We start from the raw sequence: 19420 nt of genomic DNA, 5'->3' as shown, positions 1-19420 counted from the left end.
ATGAAACCCGCCACGCGCCGATTTGCCCTTGCCGGTCTTGGCGCGCTCGCGCTGGGGGCCGGGGGTGCTGCGGTCATCCTCACACGGGACCGGCGCCGCGGTGCCGCGGAGGCAGAGGCGCTGTACGCCGAACCGCTGAACCCGCCGGGCGGGGCGCTGAACGTCTATCACTTGGGCCATAGCCTGGTGGGGCGCGACATGCCTGCGATGCTGGCGCAGCTTGCGGGGCCGGGGCATGAGTATCACTCCCAGCTGGGCTGGGGCACGTCCCTGCGCGACCATTGGGAACCGGACGTGCCGATCAACGGGTTTGCCGAGGAAAACGCGCATGACCGGTTCCGCCCCGCGAAGACGGCGCTGGCCTCGGGCGAGTATGACGCCGTCGTTCTGACCGAAATGGTCGAGATTCGCGATGCGATCCGCTATCACGATGCGGCGGCCTATCTTGCCCGCTGGGCCGGGCTGGCCTGGGACGCCAATCCGGACGCGCGCATCTATCTGTACGAGACCTGGCATCACACGGACGACGGCAACGGCTGGCTGGCGCGGATCGACCGGGATCTGCGTAAGTTCTGGCAAGGTCGGGTCAAGTACCCCGCGCTGGCCGCGACAGAGGCGCCGATCCATCTGATTCCCGCGGGCCAGGTCATGGCCGCCTTTGTCCGCGAGGTCGAAGAAGCGGGCGGCATCGGCGGGATCACGTCCCTGCACGATCTCTTTGCCCGGCGCGACGATGGCACGCCGGATACAATTCATTTCAATGACTTGGGGGCCTATCTTGTGGCACTGACCCATTATGCGGTGTTGTATCATCGCGATCCGCGCGGACTGCCCCATGAGCTGATGCGCGCGGACGGCACGCCGGCGGTCGCGCCCGCCGGCGATGCGGCGGCGGCGATGCAGCGGGTGGTTTGGGACGTGGTCGCCCGGCACCCTGAAACCGGGGTGGCGGCATGAGCCTGCTGGGGATCGCGGCCTCCGTGGTGATGGTGGGCCATAGCCTGTTCGGCAGCGACGGGCCTGACATGCTGCAGGAGGCGCTGCGCGCCGGCACGGGCCAGGGCACGGTGCGCGCCCAGATCATCAACGGGGCGCCGCTGAAGTACAACTGGGACGAATCCGCCAACGCGGAAGGGATCGACGCGCGGTCGGTTCTGCCGGAGGGAGAGACCACCCACCTGATCCTGACAGAGGCCATACCGCTGGCCAACCATCTCGAATGGTCCGAGACCTACGTTTATGCGCAGGCCTTCGCGGGGCTGGCCGCCTCGGCCAATCCCGACGCACATATCTATGTTCAGGAGACCTGGCATTCGCTGAAGAGCGGAACTGGAGAACCGGTCGAGAACGACGAAGGCGCGGGAACGCCCTGGCGGGTCCGGCTGGACCAGGACCTGCCCGCCTGGCAAGAGATCGTGGCGCAGGTCGCCGCTGTCACCCGCGACGACCGCACTGTCGTCGGGTTGATCCCTGCCGGGCAGGCAATGGCACGGCTGTATGACGAGATTGCGGCGGAGAGAATACCGGGGCTGACCGACATCTCTGCGCTGTTTGCCGATGACATCCACCTGAACGATACGGGCCATTACTTTGTCGCGATGGTGCAATATGCCACGCTGACAGGGCAGGACCCCTTGGGGCTGCCGGTGGATTTCCACGACCGTTGGGGGCAGCCGTTCGACACCCCGGACGAGGACCTGGCGCGGGCGCTGCAGCGGGTGGCCTTTGAGGCGGTGCAAGCCTATGGCGGCACGGCAGTGGCCCCGGTGCCGCCCGCCAGCGGCCCGGCCGCCGCAGCGACAAGTGCTGCAGTGCCGACAGGTCCGCCCGCCATGCCCGAGACCCCCGCAGCTGACCTGATCGCCGGGGCGCAGGGGCCGGTCGAGGGCACGAACCATGTGGCCATTGGTCTGGCCGCCGTCACGGATTGGAGCACGCAGGCCCCATTCATAGACCTGATGAAGACCGCGCGCCCCTGGCTGGGGCACGAACCGGGACGGTTCGGCGGTATGGAATACGCCGACCTGCTGGCAGGCGGCTTTCTGGACGATGACGGCTGGCCCCTGCGCAAGCCCCGCAGCCTGAGCAGCATCGGCACGCTGATCCTGACCGATATCCCGGTCGAGGCGCAGTCGCTGGCGGGGGGGTATCGGCTGGCTTTCGACGGCAAGGGCGTGATCGAGGTGACGGGTCGGGCCGAGAACGTGCGGTATGGCGATGGCGAGGTGACATTCGACTACACCCCGGGTCCGGGGAGCGTGGATATCCGCATCCAGCGGATCAACACATCTGATCCGCCCCGCAATATCACCGTGGTCAAGCAGGACAATCTCGACCGTTTTGCGGCGGGGGCCGTATTCAACCCCGATTGGACAGCACGGATCGGCCAGTTCAGCGCGTTGCGCTTCATGGACTGGATGGAGACCAACAATTCCACGCTGACCAACTGGGCGGACCGTCCCTTGCCCGGCGACGCGACCTGGTCCGGCGGCGTTCCCATCGAGGTGATGGTGGACCTCGCGAACACGCTGGAAACCGACATCTGGGTGAACGTGCCGCATCTGGCCGATGATGATTTCGTGCGCCGGTTCGCGGAACTGGTGAAAGAACGGCTCGACCCCGCGTTGAAGGTCTATGTGGAATTTTCGAACGAGGTCTGGAACTGGCAGTTCGAACAGGCCCGCTGGGCCGACGTTCAGGCGCGGGCGCGCTGGGACCAGCAGGACAAATGGATGCAATACTACGGCATGCGTGCGGCCGAAGTGGCGCGCCTCTGGTCCGGGGTCTTTGCCGGAGGGGACCGCGCCCGGCTGGTCAACGTGATCTCAAGCCAGACCGGCTGGCTGGGGCTTGAGACGGAGGCGCTGACCGCGCCGCTGGCGGTGGCGGAGGGGCTGTCGCCCCCGGCAGAGGCTTTCGACGCCTATGCGGTGACAGGCTATTTCGCCGCCGGTCTGGGGACGGCGGAACGGGCGCCCATGCTGCGCGGCTGGCTGGACGAGAGCCGAAAGCGGGCCGAGGCCGCTGCACAGGCGGAAGGCCTGTCCGGCCAGGCCGCGCAGGACTACACTGCGGCGCACCGGTTCGATTTCGCCTTTGATCTCGCCGGGCGCGAGTTGCGCGATGGCGGCGTCAGCGGCGTTCAGGAGGACACGGTGGCGGACCTGATCACGCGGGTCTGGCCCTATCACGCACAGGTCGCTCAGGCGCATGGGCTGGATCTGATCATGTACGAGGGCGGCAGCCATGTGGTGGGCATCGGCGCGATGGTCGATGACGCGGAGCTGACCGCCTTTTTTCAGGCGCTGAACTATGCGCCGCAGATGGGCGCGCTCTACACCACCTTGCTGGAGGGGTGGAAAGCGGTCGGCGGGCAACTCTTCAATGCCTATTCCGATGTCTACGCCCCGACAAAATGGGGCTCCTGGGGCGCCCTGCGGTATCTGGATGACGACAATCCCCGCTGGGATGCTCTGGTGGCCTTTCAGTGACGCGGGCCAGCGTTCTGATCCCCGCGCATGACGAGGCCGCCTATCTGCCGGGCTGTCTGGCTGCGCTGCTGGCTTCGGACGACGTTGCGGGGCGGGTGGAGGTCATCGTTGTGGCCAACGGCTGCACCGACGACACCGCCCAGGTGGCGCGCGGCTTTGCGGCGCAGGCGCAGGACCGGGGCTGGACGCTGAAGGTGCTTGAGCTGGCAAAGGGCGACAAGCTGGGCGCCTGGAACGCGGGCGAGGCGGCGGCGTCGGGCAAGGTCCTGATCTATCTCGATGCGGATGTGACCGTGACGGCGCCGCTGGTGGCCCAGCTGGCCGAGGTGCTCGATACCGACACGCCGCGTTATGCCAGCGGGACGCCCCGCATCACCGTGCCCGACGATCCGCTGACCCGGCATTACACGCGGTTCTGGCGGACCACCCCGTTCCTGAGCCGGGGGGTGCCGGGCTTTGGCGTGTTTGCCATGAACCGGGCAGGGCGGAGCCGGTGGGACAACTGGCCTGACATCATCTCTGACGACACATTCGCGCGGCTGAATTTTACCCCGCAAGAACGCTTCGCGGTTCCCGCCAGCTATGACTGGCCGATGGTCGAGGGGTTTACCCGGCTGGTGAAGGTCCGCCGCAGGCAGGACATCGGTGTGGCCGAGATCGAAAGCCGGTATCCCCATCTGGTCGCCCATGACGATCCGCCGGGTGGAACGCCGCCGGTCTGGCGCAGGGCGCTGCGCGACCCGGTTGCCTTCGCCGCCTTTTGCGCGGTGCGTGCCGCGATCAACCTGCCGGTCCTGCGCAGCAGGGACCGCTGGGTGCGCGGGCGCTAGGCTCTCTTCATATGCTCGGCAAGCTTGGCGGCTTCGGCGTCGATGTCGTGGCGCGCCAGCACCCGGGCGCGTCCGGCCTGTGCCATGCGCGACAGGCGGTCGCGTGGCGCCGCCGCCAAGTCTTCCATCGCGTGGGCGAGCGCGGCCACGTCGCCCGCGGGCACGAGCCAGCCGGTCTCGTCCGGTCGGACAAGCTCGGGCGTGCCAGCGATATAGGTGGCGATCACGGGCCTCGCGGCGGCCATGGCTTCCATGACCACCATGGGCAGACCTTCGGCAAAGCTGGGCATCACCAGCGCATGAGCCGACGCCAGTTCCGCGTTTACCCGCGCCTCGTCCACCCAGCCGGTCAGCGTGACACGCGCGCCCAGGTCCAGCCTGCCGATCAGCGCCTCTATCTGGCCGCGCATCTCGCCATCGCCGATCAGGGTGAGGTGCAGGTCAGACGTCACCTGTGACATGGCCTCCACCAGCGCCAGCTGGCCCTTTTGTTCCACCAGCCGTCCGATCGCAACCACGCGGCGCGGGCCGTCGGGCAATGGTGCGGGGTCATCGAAGCGCGCCGGTTCGATGCCGCAATGGACCACCCGGATATTGTCCCATATGGCGGGGTCGGCCCAGCGCATCAGCTGGGACCGGCCAAACTGGCTGACCGCGACGGCAAAGGCGGCGCTTTGCATCTTGTCGCCCAGCGACAGGGCGCGGGGGGCGTCGAATTCCTCGGGGCCATGCACCGTGAACGAGAACTTCGGTCCACCCAGCATGTGCGACAGCATGGCGACGGCGGTGGAATTGGTGCCGAAATGTGCGTGAACATGGTCGACCCCTGCGGCCCGGCACCCTCGGGCCACCTGCGCCGCCTCGGTCAGGTATACCAGGTGGCGCAACCGCCCGGCTTCGGACACGCGCCCCATGCGCCATGCGGCACGCAGCGCGGCGGCAAAGCGGACGGGCGCGCGAACAAGGGCGCGCAGGGTGGCAAGCGCCAGGGCGGCGCCGCCTTTCGCAAGGATGTAATCGGTGCGGTCTGCCTCTTCGATGTCCTGGGCATCGACCAGCCGACCATCGTGCGGGCGCATGGCGATCCTGAGCACGTCGTGCCCCTGCCGTTCCAACGCGTGGATTTCGCGGCGGATAAAGCTTTGCGAGGGCTGGGGATAGGTATTGAGCACGTAGGCGATTTTCACGGTCAGTCCCCGCAGTTCACAACTTTGCCCGAATGCCATGTCATGGTGCTGGCACAGGACGCAAGGACGCATTATGCAGCGTCTGAGGCATAAGTGAGGCGGTTCTTGAGTGTTTGCGCGGGTTTTTGACATGCTGAAAGGCAATCGCCTGATGGCCCGTGCGCTGCGCTCCGCCTCGTGGATCGTGCTGGGCTACGGCGCGTCGCAGGCGATACGGCTGGCTTCGAACCTGATCCTCACCCGGTTGCTGTACCCGGAGGCCTTTGGCCTGATGGCGTTGATCAGCGTGATCACCGTGGGGCTGACGCTGTTCTCGGACGTGGGCATCACGCCCTCGATCTCGCAGAGCAAGCGGGGCGACGATCCGGATTTCCTGAACACCGCTTGGAGCATTCAGGTCATCCGCGGCATCCTGCTGTGGGTCGTCGCCTGCGGGATGGCCTATCCGGTATCGGTGTTCTACGACCAGCCGGACCTTGCGCGCTACCTGCCCATTGCGGCGCTTGCGCTGATCCTTGGCGGTTTCAACCCGACGCGGATCGAAACCGCCCAGCGGCACCTGCTGGTGGGACGGCTGACGGTACTGGACCTGGCGTCTCAGGTGGTCGGGATCGTGGTCATGATCGGTCTTGCGGTTGTGATGGAATCGGTTCTGGCGCTGGTCATCGGCGGCGTGGTCGGGGCGGGGGCCAAACTGCTGCTGACCCACTATGGCCTGCCGGGCCTGCGCAACCGCTTTCGGTGGGAAAAGACCGCAGCCAGCGAGCTGATCCATTTCGGCAAGTGGATCTTCCTGTCGACCCTGTTCTGGTTCTTTGCCAGCCAGGGCGACAAGGCGATCCTGGGCAAGTTCCTGACGTTGGAGACGCTGGGCATCTACAACATCGGCTATTTCCTGGCCAGTTTCCCGCTGTTGCTGGGGCTGAACGTGACGGGCAGGGTGATGATCCCGGTCTACCGCGAAGGGGCGGAGCCGCACCGGCTTGCCCGGCTGCGCTACGGTCTGACCCTGGGCATCGGCGGCATGCTGGTGGTGATGGCCCTGATCGGGCCCTGGCTGGTCGATCTGCTGTATGACAGCCGCTATGCCGATGCGGGCGGGGTCGTGGTGCTGCTGGGACTGGCGTTGATCCCGCAGGTCATCGGGATGACCTACGATCAGGCCGCACTTGCGGCGGGAGATTCGCGGCGCTTTTTCGTCTATTCCGCCCTGCGCTCGACCTTGCAGGTGTCGTTGCTGTTGCTGGGGGCGCTCTATGGCGGGCTTGTCGGGGCCATTCTGGGCATGGGGATGGCAATGGCCCTGTCGCATCTGTGTCTGATCTGGCTGGCGCGGGCACATGGTGTCTGGGATGCCCGCCACGACCTGCTGTTCTTTGCCTTGGGGGGGGTGGCCGCTGTGCTTGCGGTCTGGTTGCATATGGGCGCATTGCGGGCACTTGCCGCGTCGGCGTAGGGGGCGGGCCGCTACCTTTGGGGTTCGGCCTTGCCCGGTATCTGCTTGCCACGGGCCAGACGGGCATTCCGCCCATGCTGGCCGGCCTCGCGCCGGTCCTGCCAAAGCTTCGACAGCCCTTTGCGCTGCCTGATCTTCCCGACCTCGGGGATCGAGACGACCGGAACAAGACCGGTCTCACGCTCCATCTGGCGGGCCGTCCGGATCACGGGATGGCGCAGTTCCAGCAGGAACGCGATCGCCAGCCCCAGCATCAAGGCGGCGCCGGCGCCCATGACCGCGCGTTTCTTGCGGCTCATGCTCACGGGATAGTCGGGTACCCGCGCCTCTTCCAATGTGATCAGCTGCTCACCGCGTGCGGCGGTTTCCAGTGAATAGCCCACTTCGGCCTCGTTGCGGCGGGTGGCGATCACGTCGAGCTGGCCCTGAAGCTGCTCCATCCGGCGCTGGAACTTGGTCAGCGTCTGTTCCACTTCCGGGGAGGTCTCGATGCTTGACGCCAGGTCTGCCCGGCGGTCCTGAAGCAGCTGGCGCTGGGTGTTCAGGCTGTCCAGCTGCGCATCCAGGTCGGCCTCTTCGCGGGCGATGGTCTCGGCGCGGGCATTGCGGTCGATCCGGCTGCGGGCCAGCTGCGTCGCGATGATCTCGCGGTCCAGCTCCAGCAGGGCGTCGTTGATGCTGGCGATCTCCGAGCGGACAAATTCAAGGCTGCCTTCGATGGAGAGGTCGTTTGCGCTGCGGTAGGCGGCCAGCTCCTCGTCCAGCTGCGCGATATCCGCGATCAGCTTTTCCTCCTGGGCCGAGAAGAATTCGAGCGTTTCGCGGGTCTGTTCGCGCCGCTGCGCGGCGGCAAGGTCGCGGGTCCGGTCCGCAAATTCATGCGCGACGGCCCGCGCCTTTTCGGGGTCTCCCAGTCGGGCCGTAATCGTCAGCACCGCGATGGTGCCGTCGTCAGCAAACCCCTCGCGCGTGGCGGCAACCCCGTTGATCGTCACCGAGCGGCGCAGCAGATCCACCTTTTCGGACAGGCGGAGGGCAGGCACGTCGGCGAAAAGGTCGAATTTCGCGATCATCTCCGCCAGGCTGTCGCGTGCCATCAGCTGCTGCTGGATCAGTTGCAGGCGGCGGGCCGAGGATGCCTCGACCGTGGAGGGGGCCAGCGACCCGGCGATCTTGGGCTGTTCGATCTGGATGACTTCGGCCGATTCATAGACATGCGGCTGCGTCAGCGCCCAGTAGAGCGACAGGAAACATCCGACGATGAACACGAAAGAGATCACCCCGATGCGACGGCGCACCATGTCCAGAAAGTCTGCCAGGGAATAGATCGGCCCCATGAACGCGTCACCTCAATGCAAATGACCCCTGTGCCGGTCAGGCCGACTTGGGGTTTTTCGGACTTACAGCAGGAAATTCGGGCGAAGTTGAGGCGCAAATGTGCCTGATCGTCCGCGTTACCTGTCGCGCCGCAGGCTGTTCTTGCGGGCCCGGTTCAGCACCACGCCCAGCAGGGGGACCTGCCCGTCCAGCATGCGCTCGCATTCTACCAGCTGGCGGGCCGTCGTTTGCTTGCCGTCCGACACCAGTAAGATGCCGTCGAGCTGCGGCAGGAAGGCCGACACATCGTCATGCCCCAACATGGGCGGCATGTCGTAGATCACCAGGTTGGGCCGAAGCGCCGCGCGCATCTGATCCAGGATGCGGGACAGGTCGGGATTCTGAAGCGTTTCGGCGGCGTCCGGGTCGGCCTGGGCGTTCAGCCCCAGCGCCAGGGTGTCGCTGACACGCAGAATTTGATCCGCAAGAGCTGTCTCACCGATCAGATAATCGCGCATCTCGCCGGGAGGGGTAAGGCCCAGAGCCCGATGCACACCGGGCGCGCGCAGATTGAGGTCCATCAACACGGTGCGCGACCCTTCGATCCGCGACAGGCTGAGCGCGAGGTTCAGCGCAGTGAACGTGCTGCCGCAACCACGGGAGGGCGCAGAGATCGCGATGTTGCTCCAGCCATTTTCACTGGTGGTCTTGCGCAGGCGGGTACGCAGCAGGTCAAAAGCCTGCACCTCAAGGCTGTCGCGTTCGGCATCGACCACTGGAAGGGGTGTGCTGTGCCTGTTCCGCGCGCCGGGCGCCACAAGTACCAGATTGTTCCATTGCGGGACGTCCCGTTCTGTCAGCTCGGCAGACGCGGATTCGTGGATTGCCCTGTCTGCCTTGGACACTGCCGCCGTCTGCAAGGCCTTTTCAGCCACATCAGCGGTCCTGTGCCCGGAAGGCGCGTCTTGATGCCGAACTGTCAGGCGCTGATCGGGGGGCGCCTCGGCGGGGGCTTCATCGCTCCCGCGATGGCGGGGGCGAATACTGTGCCGCAACCCGCCGGTACGGGTCCAGTCAGCATCCTCCGCGCCGATCTCCATCCTGTCGGCCCTGAGAAGATTATCCTTCATTTCGGCCTCCTTGGGGGTGTCTGGCATAGTTCATTATCTTACCACAGTGTTGCCCGGTGCAAAAGCCAAGCATCGTCAGTACCCCGTCCGGCGCAGTACGACACCGACCGTCTTGTACAGGATCGTGAGGTCCAGTTTCAGCGACAATGCGTTTTCATAGGCTTCATCCACACCGTGCCGATAGGTAAATTTGTTGTTGTTGCGGGCGCTGACCTGCCAAAGGCCTGTCAGGCCGGGACGCACCGCGAAATAGGCACGCGGGTTGCCATAGAGATCCAGCTGGTCAACCATCATGGGTCGGGGCCCCACCAGCGACATCTCACCGGTCAGGACATTGATCAGCTGTGGCAATTCATCCAGCGACGTGGCGCGCAGAAAGCGTCCCACAGGCGTAATGCGCGGGTCGTTCCGCAGCTTTTGCAGGGCGTCCCATTCCGCCTTCATCTCCGGATCCTGTGCCAGCAGGTCCTGAAGCGCCCTTTCCGCATCACGCACCATTGTACGCAGCTTGATGATTGAAAAGGTGCGCCCGCCGCGGCCCAGCCGGTCCTGGCGGTAAAGCGGCTGGCCGCCCTCAATCCACAGGGCCAGAGCGCAAACCGCGATGACAGGCACCCATATCGGCATCGCCAGAACGACCAGTGCCAGATCCATCAGACGCTTGAAACCGTGGCGGTACGGCCTGGACCGGGTGTACTTGCGCGCAATCGCCGCCTCCCAAAGCGGCGCGGCCCGCGCTTGCTTGCCGCGATCGCCCGAATAGGTTGGCGCGGCGGATCGCTGCTGAACGAGATCAACAAGGCCGTAACCCGGTCGATCCATTTGAAACTTCTTCATCACAACCCCCCAGGGTCGCACTAATATGTTGTCCTATGCGGAGAATTGCGCATAGAGCTGTCACTCGTTACTCAACTGCCCAGATCACTAGAAAAAGGCAGTGTTCCCGGCGATTCATACGCCCCATCCGCGGCGTTTTACAGTGGGCACCCATTAAATTCGCGCAAACGCGATTGCCGTTTTTTGGCCGCGCAGCGCGGACAACACGGCCTGGGTCGAATATAGGCACATTCTCGCCATAAATGGCCTTATTTCTCAGAAACAATTTGTTTCAGAGGCAAAAAAAGCCAGAATTTCGCGCTTTGCGGGAAAAGAACACTGCTTTGCAAGATAATGGCACGAAACGAGGTGCTCAATGGCAGAGAGCGCCCAGGATTGTCTGCCAATTCACATCCCCTGGGTCATATGCCGCAGCGCGAAACTGCCCTGCAAATCCAAGGGCAGGCCTGCCAAGGAGCAGTCAAATTCGAAAACAGGGAAAAGTGGCAGCCCGTAGGGCCGCCCCGCCCTGTTCCGCAAGATTCCGGGATGTGCGTTTAAGGTAATTGAATCTAAATGATAAAAACACTTTCATTGTGCACCGTGTTCCGTCATATTCCGTACTGATCCGCGTCAACGTGGGGGATGTTTTGGGGGATATAAATGGCGCAGATAAGTTGCAGGAAGCCAGAAAAGGCATTGTCGGCGCGCTTCGTCGAAACCGTCACCGAACCGGGCAAGCACTTTGATGGCCAAGGGCTTTTCCTGCGCGTGGCAAAAAATGGCGCGAAGCAATGGGTCCAGCGCATCACGATTCGCGGGAAGCGGTGCGAACTTGGCCTGGGCAGCCCGCCCGCCATATCGCTGGCCGTTGCGCGCAAGTTGGCGCTTGAGAATCGGGGCAAGGCGATGCTGGGTGGCGATCCGCTTGCCGAAAAGCGGGCGGAACGCGGAAACCTGACATTCGCGCAGGCTGTAGAGATTTACGCCGCCGTGAAACTCAAGGAATTCAAGAGCGAAAAGCACCGCAAGCAATGGGTGTCGTCGCTGGATCGGCTGGCGATGCCGACGCTTGGCTCTATGTCAGTGCGCAACATCGAAGTTGCCGACGTTTTGCGAATGCTGGAACCACATTGGCGCGAACGCACTGTGACCGCGAAAAAACTTCGCGGGCGTGTCGAAGCTGTCTTAAGTTGGTGCACTGTGTCGGGGCACCGGACGGGCGACAACCCGGCGCGCTGGTCGGGCAATCTCAAGGAACTGTTGCCAGCCCCCGGCAAGGTGGCGCCGGTGCAGAATCAGCCGTCGCTGGCGTTGGGCGATGTGGCTCGTTGGTGGAGGAAATTGGAAACGCGTGACGGGATGGCGACGAAAGCATTGCAGTTTCTTGCGCTGACCGCCGCCCGCTCTGGCGAGGTGCGGGGCATGACCTGGGATGAAATCGCCTTTGGCGGCGATGATGGAACCGGCGGGCGCACCCTTGCGACAGTTGCGACTTCCGCTACATGGACCGTGCCCGCATCGCGGATGAAGGCTGACCGCGAACATCGCGTACCCCTGACGCCCGATGCGGTGGCCCTATTGCAAAGCCTACCCCGCATGGACGGCAGCCCCTATGTGTTTTTTGCCCCGCGCGGCGGGATGCTATCGGATATGTCCATTTCTGCTGTAATGCGTCGAATGCAGGAAAGCGAAGTGAGGGCAGGCGGCGCTGGCTTTGTCGATCCGCGCAGCAAACGCCCCGCCGTGCCGCATGGACTGCGTTCGACATTCCGGCAATGGGCTGCGGAACAAGGTTACCCCCGCGATATGGCCGAAATCGCCTTGGCGCACTTCATAGGATCCGATGTGGAACGCGCGTATCAGCGCAGCGATATGCTGGAACGGCGGCGCGATATGATGGCGGCTTGGGGCGCGTTCCTCTGTGATAGGACGGATACAAACGAAAAGGTTACGAGACTTGGGAGCGTAAGATGAGACACTGGGTGGATGCTATTCCAGCCTTGAAGATTGCCCTCTCAAAACATTTTCCCGATGTGGACGTAAAATCTGTAGAAGAATGGGCGGATGATATCTACGAACACGCTTCCGCTGCTAATTCAATGGAGCGGCTTGAGCGCAGCGATAAGCGCCCGATAAACGATAGTGAACAGCTTGACGCTGCGGCCAAAAACCTTCGAATTGCGGCGAAGAAACTTGAAGGGCTCGGCTGGCATGGGGGCAAGTCGCTGACTATAATTTCTCGAGAAGTGCGACAAATGAACGAAGATCTGCCCGGCTTGCCCCTTATGGGCGCGCTGGACTCCGGTCCGTTTTTGGCTGGCTTTCTCCAAGCGTTAGCGGAACGGCTCACGAAATGTGCTGAGGATATCCACCCGAACGCCGCACCCGTGATGTCGGCATTAGATGAGAATGCGAAGCGAAACACCGGTGTGGGTGCGCGACAGAAAACAGGAGCGCATTTTACTTCGCGCAAGGCGTACGATGCGTTTAGAATATTAGCCGGAAAAACGCCATCTGTGGCGACGACGGACGGCAAAGCTTATGGTCCATTCCTTGACTTTCTTAAGGACATCTTTGACTGCCTGTCGATAGACGCTAGCCCTGAGACTTGGGCGCGCGAAGTGTGCCGGGAAAAATGCGAAAAGTAGGGTAATTAACTCCTTTCGATGTCGGTGACCTGAGAACCTACCGTTCCGACAGATGCTACGGCAATCCCGCTGTGGCCTGTTGGAGTTAACAAAATATGGCTGAGACACTCTTGCGCCGACCCTGCGTAGAAACGCGCACAGGGCTTTCCCGCAGCACGATTTATGAATGGATGAAGCGCGGGGAATTCCCGCATCCCGTCAAACTTGGCACGCGTCTGGTCGCTTGGAAGGAAAGCGACATTACCGCTTGGCTGGATGCCCGCGAAACGAAGGTCGCATGATATGAGCGTCGGAAATGAATTGGCCCGGAACCTGTTTGCGCAGGAACCGGGCCGGGTAGATTGCCATGCAAATGCGGCGAATACCCAAATGATACCACAACAGAAATCAGCGCGCCACAACGGCTCGAACAGGCTGCAGATTCACTACCTGCGCCGCCTGCATGGTGTGACCGAGGCGCAGGCGCACGTCTTGGCTGCCCTGATCTGGGGGGCATTGTAATGGTGGATGCAAAGCACCTGACTCAAACCCTTCGCGGCAAATGGTTTGGCCGCTACGGCTGCGCGGCCTGCCCGGTTTGCCAGTGTGAAGGGCGCACAACGCAGAACGCGCTGACTTTGGCCGATGGCACTGGCGGCATGCTGCTGCTGCACTGTAAGAAAACCGGGTGTGAATATCGCAACATCGCTGCGGCGGCGGGCATCACCCGCGATGCCTATACGCCGCCGGATCCTGCAATCATCGCACAGCGTGCATCCGAGCAACGCCGCGCAGAGGCAAAGCGTGCGCAGCAGGCGCACCGTCTGTGGATGGGCGCGCAGCCTGTCGCGGGCACCGCTGCGGAAAGCTATTTGAGGGGGCGGGGCATTACCTGCCCCCTTCCTGACACCTTGCGCTTTGATCCGCAGTGCTGGCACGCCACCGGCAAACGCTATCCCGCGTTGGTGGCTTTGGTAGAGGGCGGCGCAGGTGTTGCCGTACATCGCACCTATCTGCGCGCCGATGGCTCGGGCAAGGCCGACATTGACCCCGCGAAGGCGATGCTGGGGGCCGTCGCTGGTGGCGCTGTGCGACTCACTGGGGAGCCTGGGCCGCTTGTGGTGGCCGAAGGCATCGAGACCGCCTTGTCGCTTGCCTCTGGCCTTCTGCGCACGCCTGCGAACGTTTGGGCAGCGCTATCCACATCCGGCATCCGGGGGTTGCGCCTTCCTGACCATCCGGGGCGACTGACCATTGCCCCCGATGGCGACATGGCGGGCCGTGAAGCTGCAACCGCACTGGCGGCACGGGCGCACGCGCTGGGCTGGCAAGTGTCGCTCTTGCCTGCCCCCGATGGCCGCGACTGGAATGACATTCTGACCATGAAAGGGGAAGCCGCATGAATGCGCCCCAGCCGATCCAATACTTGCCCGAAGGGCCGCAACCGCTGGTTCGCGACATCGCCCCCGGCGCAGCCTATCCTGTTCACGCTCTGGGACCTCTGCGCGGGGCCGTGGAGGCGGTGCAGGGGATCACGCAAGCCCCGCTTGCCATCCCGGCGCAATCGGCGCTGTCGGTGGCGTCACTGGCCGTGCAGGGCTTTGCCGAAGTGGACACGCTGGGTGGGCCGCGTGCGCTGTCGCTCTACGCGCTGACCATCGCCCGAAGCGGAGAACGCAAATCCGCCTGCGACGCCCCGCTGATGGCGGCGTTACGCGACCATGAGCGGGAACAGGCAACCGTCCAGCGCGACGCAATGGAAATCTGGCGCAATGCGCAAGCGCTTTGGAAGGGGGAACACGACCGCATCCTTGTGGAAGCCAAAAAAGCCAAAGGCGAAAAGCGCACAGCGGCACAAGCCGACCTGGAAGCGCTGGGGCCGGAACCCGACGCCCCGCCATCGGCTGACCGAACCGTGACGGAACCGACATTCGAAGGGCTAACCAAGCTATTCGCAACGGGCCAGCCCAGCCTTGGCCTATTCTCGGATGAAGGCGGGCAATTCCTTGGCGGGCACGCCATGAACTCGGACAACCGGCAAAAGACCCTGGCTGCGTTGAATGACCTTTGGCAAGGGAACCCGATCCGGCGCACACGCTCGGGGGATGGACACGCGACGCTCTACGGGCGGCGGCTGGCGGTACACCTGATGGTGCAGCCGACCGTGGCGCGGGGCTTCATGGCTGACCCTCTGGCGGCGGATACGGGCTTTCTGCCCCGCTTCCTGATGTGCGAACCGCCCAGCGCCATCGGAACCCGGATGCAAGCAAACACGCGGCGCGATGATATGGCGCTTGGGGCATTCGGCGCACGGCTGCGCGCCATCCTCGAAACGCCGATGCCGATGGACCCGGACGCCCGCGAATTGCAACCGCGCATCCTTGGCCTTGCCCCGGATGCCCGCACGCTCTTGGCGGGCTTTGCCGATGCAACCGAAGCCGCGCAAGCCCCCGGTGGCGACTTGGCGCATATCACCGGCACGGCATCCAAGGCGGCGGAACAAGCGGCACGCATCGCGGGCGTGCTGACCCTATGGCGCGACCTCAACGCCCATCAGGTGCAGCCCAGCGATATGGCCGACGCCATCACATTGGCACAATTCTATCTTTCCGAAGCTTCACGGCTTGCAAGTGCTGCAACGGTATCGGCCGAAATCGACAAGGCTGAAAACCTGCGACGCTGGCTTTTGGAAAGCTGGGAACATCCCGATGTGATGGCCCGTGATGTGGTGCAGTTTGGACCGAACGCCCTACGCGAGACACCGAAGGCACGGGCTGCACTGGGAATCCTCGAAAAGCATGGATGGCTGGTGCGACTGGCCGGAGGAACCATGGTGCGCGGGGCAGCGCGGGCAGAAGCATGGCACCTTGTGCGGAGTTGTGGCGATTAGGTTTGATGCAAAGGCAGAACTGGCAAAGCTGAGCGGGGAACGCGAAAGTGGCACCGGCCCGATGCTACAATCGCTACATCTGCTACACTGCGGCCCCGTGTAGCGATTGTAGCGGATGTAGCAGAACCCCTTGCGACTTCTGCGACACAAGCCCCGGCTGCGCACTCTGTGTCGCGATTGTCGCAAGTCCTCGGCGCAATCTGCGCTGCCTTTATCGAGCTTGTCGGAAATCCGTTCTAAAAGGTTACGTTTTCTTTTCGCTTGAGGCTAACTCCGCAAGTTCGGGCAGATCAGGCAATACAAATTTTTGAAGGAAATTTTCGTCTACCCTTGGCAGATATTGCATAGCGAGTTCTGGCTCTCCCGCCGCGCAAACAAGTTTTGCATACTGATGAAACGCTGCCCCGAAATAAAAGTCGTCCCCCATTTTTTCCATTATCTCTTCGATTTGAGATCGGTACTCGAAGTATTTATCGCGCTCGTAGTTCATTTGTGTATCGTCAATACCATCCTCGCGAAGTGCTCTAGCCGATATTTGCCCGATTTCAGAATTTAGCTTTGCCGACGCAACCAAATCAGCTTGTTCGTCGAGGTCGCCTTCTCCCTCGTTTTTACCAACGTTTAGGGCCTTGTTATCTAAGCCGTGAGGCTTCACGCCGTCGCGCCGCATTTCATCGAAATACTGAGCCAGTGCTGCATCTAAGTTCGAGTGGAGCATGAGGGTGTCTACCATCGAATATTGATTCAGAATTGACATTTGCCCCATGGTAACGCCTGCATAGAGCCTTGCACTCTTGGGCAGCTCATCATCATTCGCAACTTCTCGAAAGTACAGGTCTGCCGGGTCATTGAATTCCGTCCCGGAAAGAAGTGGCAACTGAGCTTCGCGGAAAGACTGGACCAATGAAGTGCGAACTGAGTTTTTGTTGAACTGCTGGAGGAGCAATTTGTAGATATTGCCCTTGATTGCAAAAGGGATGGGTCCAAACCAAAAAATGCCCAACATCACGAAGAACGTAGTCCAGAAATCATTGGGGCCTAACAATGATGCGACCGCGTAAGCCAGAACAACGTCCAGCGCCAATGAGAAAGCGAGGTTTAAGCCTAACATGCGCCCTTGACGTGTTTTCATCATTCTCAGACTATCTCCGATAGCAACACTTTGCTCAGAGACGCTAACAGCTAGCACAATCGGCGAGCAAGCACTGCCTCGCCACATTTCCAAGCCCCGCCAGGAATCCTAGTCAGAGAAATTAAAAAATCATATTATCAATAACATAACCCGCTTTTGACCCGCAAATTAGAAAGGAACTGACATGCCAGCGCCAGAGCCGGGAACCGTATGGATGGAGGAGTATGAGGGGCGACTACTTGCGACCTTCATCCCGTATTTTTCATGGCCGCCGGGAAGCCGAGGCCCGCAAAACCGTAATCGGCGGAACAGGGCAATAAAGATGACCCGCCGCTTCGCATCAGGCACATGGGTGTGCCGTTGGTGCGGTGAAGAACTCAATGAGGATAAGCGAACCGACGCACAATACTGTCGTGAAGCGTGCCGGAAGGCGGCTGCAAGGAAACGGCGCAAGATTTCGCGAAAAGTGTCGGGTCGAGGCTGCGTTTCAGGCTTGTAGATTCGCGAGGCAAGTGAGTGGCACAAAAACTTGAGCGCTTCCAATTTTCGGGGCCAAGCACCGTTTAGATGGGGGATATTCTGGGGGATGCAGTAGCGTGCGATTGTGCCAACCCGATGAATAAAAACAATTTTATTTGGGTTAGTGGCAGCCCGTAGGGGAATCGAACCCCTCTTTCCAGGTTGAAAACCTGGCGTCCTAACCGATAGACGAACGGGCCACTGGTCGTGAGCGGTTCATTAGGGTTTTCGGCCAGGGCACGCAAGCAGAAATTTCCGCTTTGGCGCGATATTCTGCGTTCAGGCGCGCGCGGCGTCCTCCAGGCGCAGTTGCACGGTTTGCCGACCGCGCCAGCTGTTGATGTCAAGGCGCCCCGAGAGATGAAACCGTGCACCGCCATGTGCCTCCAGCGCCGCACCCAGCGGTGTGTCATAGGCCCCGAAGCAGATCGCATCCATCCTGGCGCCGATTCCGTCGCCAAACGTGATCTTGAGGTGGCTTTCACCGACTCGTTTGGCGAAATGAATCTGCATGTCCGCAAAGACATAGCGCGGGGCAGGGGCGGCGGCGCCGAAGGGGCCTGCCTCCTCTATCTGTTCCGCCAGCTCGACCGAGGCGGCGCCCGGCATCAAAAGCCCGCTGACAGTCAGATCGGAGGGGCCCGCCAGATGCGCGCCTTGTTTTGCCAACAGCTCCCCCAGGCGCGTCATCGCCAGGTCAAGCTTGTCCTCGGCCACGGTCAGACCGGCGGCCATCTTGTGCCCCCCGCCCTTGATCAGCAGCCCCTCTGCCGCCAGCCGCTGGATCGGGGCGCCCAGGTCGATGCCGCTGACCGACCGGCCCGATCCCTTGCCGATGCCGTCCTCGATACCGATCACGATCGACGGGCGGTTGGAAGCCTCCTTGAGCCGTGAGGCCACGATGCCGACCACGCCGGGATGCCAGCCGGGGCCCGAGGCCCAGACCAGCGGCGCGTCAAAGCCACGTGCTTCGGCCTGCGCCAGGGCGGCGGCGCGCACCGCCGCTTCCACGTCGCGCCGCTCGGTGTTGAGCGTTTCCAACCGCTCGGCCAGGGCGGCCACCTCGTGCGGGTCGTCAGACGCCAGAAGGCGCGCGCCCAGATCGGCCTGCCCGATGCGCCCCCCCGCATTGATGCGCGGGCCCAACAGAAAGCCCAGGTGGTAGGCCGTGGGGGCGGTGTCCATGCGGGCGACGTCGACCAGGGCCGCCAGTCCGACCCGGTCGCGCCGCGCCATGACCTTGAGGCCCTGCCGGACAAATGCCCTGTTCACGCCGATCAGCGGCGCCACATCCGCCACCGTCGCCAGCGCCACCAGATCCAGCATCGCCATCAGGTCGGGGCCCTTGCGGCCCGTGTCACGCAGTTGCCGACCCACCTCGACCAGCATCAGAAAGACAACCGCCGCCGCGCAGAGGTGCGCCAGGGTGCCATCCTCGTCCTGGCGGTTGGGGTTCACGACGGCCAATGCATCGGGCAGGGTCTCGCCGCCCAGGTGGTGATCCAGGATCACAACGTCCGCCCCGGCTGCCGCCGCGACCGGCCCATGGGACAGCGTGCCGCAATCGACGCAGACGATCAGGTCATGCGCCGCAGCCAGCGCCGCCATCGCCTCGTCATTGGGGCCGTAGCCCTCGTCGATCCGGTCCGGCACGTACAGCGTCGCACCATGGCCCATCTGGCGCAGCCAGGTCAGCAGCAGGGCGGCGGAACTGCCGCCATCCACATCGTAATCGGCAAAGATCGCGATTCGCTGGCGCTGCCCCACAGCGGCGAGAAACCGCGCCGCCGCCTTTTCCATGTCCTGCAGGCTGCGGGGATCGGGCAGCAGGTCGCGCAGGGCAGGGGCGAGGAAACCCGCCGCCTCCTCGGGCGCAACCCCTCGCCGGGCCAGAACCTGGCACACCGCCTGCGGCAGGCCCGTGCGCTGCACCAGCAGCTCGGCGGACCGCTCCGCATCGACACCGGGCCCGACCCAGCGCCGCCCGGTCAGAGAGGCCTCAACGCCGAGAAAGCTCACCTT

The 19420-nt window shown here is 63.1% G+C and carries 15 protein-coding genes and 1 tRNA gene; 9 read left to right on the top strand and 7 right to left on the bottom strand.

Annotation, left to right across the window (positions count from 1 at the left end; all coding sequences use genetic code 11):
- The 3 genes from FIU94_RS16580 to FIU94_RS16570 are packed head-to-tail and all read left to right on the top strand — an operon-like array spanning window position 1 to window position 4321.
- Window positions 1-957: a hypothetical protein gene (locus FIU94_RS16580; protein ID WP_254702569.1), complete on the top strand. Its 957-nt coding sequence runs from the start codon at window positions 1-3 to the stop codon at window positions 955-957.
- A complete protein-coding gene (locus tag FIU94_RS16575; protein ID WP_152466847.1) occupies window positions 954-3491 on the top strand; it encodes a hypothetical protein in 2538 nt (845 codons plus the stop codon). Before FIU94_RS16580 ends, FIU94_RS16575 begins: the two co-directional genes overlap by 4 nt.
- The gene (locus FIU94_RS16570) at window positions 3488-4321 is read left to right on the top strand and encodes a glycosyltransferase family 2 protein (protein WP_172975933.1); all 834 of its coding nucleotides are present in this window, start codon (window positions 3488-3490) and stop codon (window positions 4319-4321) included. Before FIU94_RS16575 ends, FIU94_RS16570 begins: the two co-directional genes overlap by 4 nt.
- Here FIU94_RS16570 and FIU94_RS16565 read toward each other — a convergent pair.
- Window positions 4318-5508, bottom strand: coding sequence for a glycosyltransferase family 4 protein (locus FIU94_RS16565; RefSeq protein WP_152466846.1), 1191 nt, complete (start codon window positions 5506-5508; stop codon window positions 4318-4320). The genes FIU94_RS16570 and FIU94_RS16565 overlap by 4 nt on opposite strands.
- Before the next feature lie 130 nt (window positions 5509-5638).
- Here FIU94_RS16565 and FIU94_RS16560 point away from each other — a divergent pair, with 130 nt between their 5' ends.
- The gene (locus tag FIU94_RS16560) at window positions 5639-6964 is read left to right on the top strand and encodes an oligosaccharide flippase family protein (RefSeq protein ID WP_254702568.1); all 1326 of its coding nucleotides are present in this window, start codon (window positions 5639-5641) and stop codon (window positions 6962-6964) included.
- Between the two features lie 11 nt (window positions 6965-6975).
- Here FIU94_RS16560 and FIU94_RS16555 read toward each other — a convergent pair whose 3' ends face one another.
- From FIU94_RS16555 to FIU94_RS16545, 3 genes are all read right to left on the bottom strand, one after another.
- On the bottom strand, window positions 6976-8301 hold the full coding sequence (locus FIU94_RS16555; protein WP_152466845.1) for a DUF874 domain-containing protein: 1326 nt from the start codon (window positions 8299-8301) through the stop codon (window positions 6976-6978).
- Between the two features lie 117 nt (window positions 8302-8418).
- Entirely contained in the window at window positions 8419-9411 is a 993-nt protein-coding gene (locus FIU94_RS16550) for a CpsD/CapB family tyrosine-protein kinase (protein WP_152466844.1), read from the bottom strand.
- 75 nt (window positions 9412-9486) lie between these two features.
- Window positions 9487-10248: a sugar transferase gene (locus tag FIU94_RS16545; protein WP_254702567.1), complete on the bottom strand. Its 762-nt coding sequence runs from the start codon at window positions 10246-10248 to the stop codon at window positions 9487-9489.
- A 642-nt stretch (window positions 10249-10890) separates the two neighbouring features.
- On the opposite strand from FIU94_RS16545, the gene FIU94_RS16540 reads away from it, so the two are divergent.
- From FIU94_RS16540 to FIU94_RS16520, 5 genes are all read left to right on the top strand, one after another.
- Window positions 10891-12204 carry a site-specific integrase gene (locus FIU94_RS16540; RefSeq protein WP_152466843.1) on the top strand — a complete coding sequence of 438 codons (1314 nt, stop codon included), beginning with the start codon at window positions 10891-10893 and terminating at the stop codon, window positions 12202-12204.
- A complete protein-coding gene (locus tag FIU94_RS16535; RefSeq protein ID WP_152466842.1) occupies window positions 12201-12878 on the top strand; it encodes a hypothetical protein in 678 nt (225 codons plus the stop codon). Before FIU94_RS16540 ends, FIU94_RS16535 begins: the two co-directional genes overlap by 4 nt.
- A 95-nt stretch (window positions 12879-12973) precedes the next feature.
- Window positions 12974-13159 carry an AlpA family transcriptional regulator gene (locus FIU94_RS16530; protein ID WP_152466841.1) on the top strand — a complete coding sequence of 62 codons (186 nt, stop codon included), beginning with the start codon at window positions 12974-12976 and terminating at the stop codon, window positions 13157-13159.
- Between the two features lie 219 nt (window positions 13160-13378).
- Complete coding sequence (locus tag FIU94_RS16525; RefSeq protein WP_152466840.1) at window positions 13379-14260, top strand: toprim domain-containing protein; 882 nt, start codon at window positions 13379-13381, stop codon at window positions 14258-14260.
- Window positions 14257-15747, top strand: coding sequence for a YfjI family protein (locus tag FIU94_RS16520; RefSeq protein WP_152466839.1), 1491 nt, complete (start codon window positions 14257-14259; stop codon window positions 15745-15747). The genes FIU94_RS16525 and FIU94_RS16520 overlap by 4 nt, the downstream gene beginning before the upstream one ends.
- 244 nt (window positions 15748-15991) lie before the next feature.
- Here the strand turns inward: FIU94_RS16520 and FIU94_RS16515 are convergent, their stop codons facing one another.
- The 3 genes from FIU94_RS16515 to recJ all read right to left on the bottom strand — a co-directional run bounded on the left by FIU94_RS16515 (window position 15992) and on the right by recJ (window position 19417).
- Window positions 15992-16882: a hypothetical protein gene (locus FIU94_RS16515; RefSeq protein ID WP_152466838.1), complete on the bottom strand. Its 891-nt coding sequence runs from the start codon at window positions 16880-16882 to the stop codon at window positions 15992-15994.
- A gap of 641 nt (window positions 16883-17523) precedes the next feature.
- Window positions 17524-17598 (bottom strand) — tRNA-Glu (locus FIU94_RS16510).
- A gap of 79 nt (window positions 17599-17677) precedes the next feature.
- Window positions 17678-19417, bottom strand: coding sequence for a single-stranded-DNA-specific exonuclease RecJ (gene recJ, locus FIU94_RS16505; RefSeq protein WP_152466837.1), 1740 nt, complete (start codon window positions 19415-19417; stop codon window positions 17678-17680).
- Window positions 19418-19420 lie beyond the last annotated feature (3 nt).

The organism is Sulfitobacter sp. THAF37, from assembly GCF_009363555.1.
GTDB lineage: Bacteria > Pseudomonadota > Alphaproteobacteria > Rhodobacterales > Rhodobacteraceae > Sulfitobacter.
Note: the sequence above shows the minus strand (reverse complement) of the source record. Positions and strands in the feature narration are given on the sequence as shown.

Coding starts and splice junctions, on each gene's coding strand:
- FIU94_RS16580 (WP_254702569.1), top strand. CDS start 1: ATGAAACCCGCCACGCGCCGATTTGCCCTTGCCGGTCTTGGCGCGCTC.
- FIU94_RS16575 (WP_152466847.1), top strand. CDS start 954: ATGAGCCTGCTGGGGATCGCGGCCTCCGTGGTGATGGTGGGCCATAGC.
- FIU94_RS16560 (WP_254702568.1), top strand. CDS start 5,639: ATGCTGAAAGGCAATCGCCTGATGGCCCGTGCGCTGCGCTCCGCCTCG.
- FIU94_RS16555 (WP_152466845.1), bottom strand. CDS start 8,301: ATGGGGCCGATCTATTCCCTGGCAGACTTTCTGGACATGGTGCGCCGT.
- FIU94_RS16550 (WP_152466844.1), bottom strand. CDS start 9,411: ATGAAGGATAATCTTCTCAGGGCCGACAGGATGGAGATCGGCGCGGAG.
- FIU94_RS16545 (WP_254702567.1), bottom strand. CDS start 10,248: ATGAAGAAGTTTCAAATGGATCGACCGGGTTACGGCCTTGTTGATCTC.
- FIU94_RS16540 (WP_152466843.1), top strand. CDS start 10,891: ATGGCGCAGATAAGTTGCAGGAAGCCAGAAAAGGCATTGTCGGCGCGC.
- FIU94_RS16535 (WP_152466842.1), top strand. CDS start 12,201: ATGAGACACTGGGTGGATGCTATTCCAGCCTTGAAGATTGCCCTCTCA.
- FIU94_RS16530 (WP_152466841.1), top strand. CDS start 12,974: ATGGCTGAGACACTCTTGCGCCGACCCTGCGTAGAAACGCGCACAGGG.
- FIU94_RS16525 (WP_152466840.1), top strand. CDS start 13,379: ATGGTGGATGCAAAGCACCTGACTCAAACCCTTCGCGGCAAATGGTTT.
- FIU94_RS16520 (WP_152466839.1), top strand. CDS start 14,257: ATGAATGCGCCCCAGCCGATCCAATACTTGCCCGAAGGGCCGCAACCG.
- FIU94_RS16515 (WP_152466838.1), bottom strand. CDS start 16,882: ATGATGAAAACACGTCAAGGGCGCATGTTAGGCTTAAACCTCGCTTTC.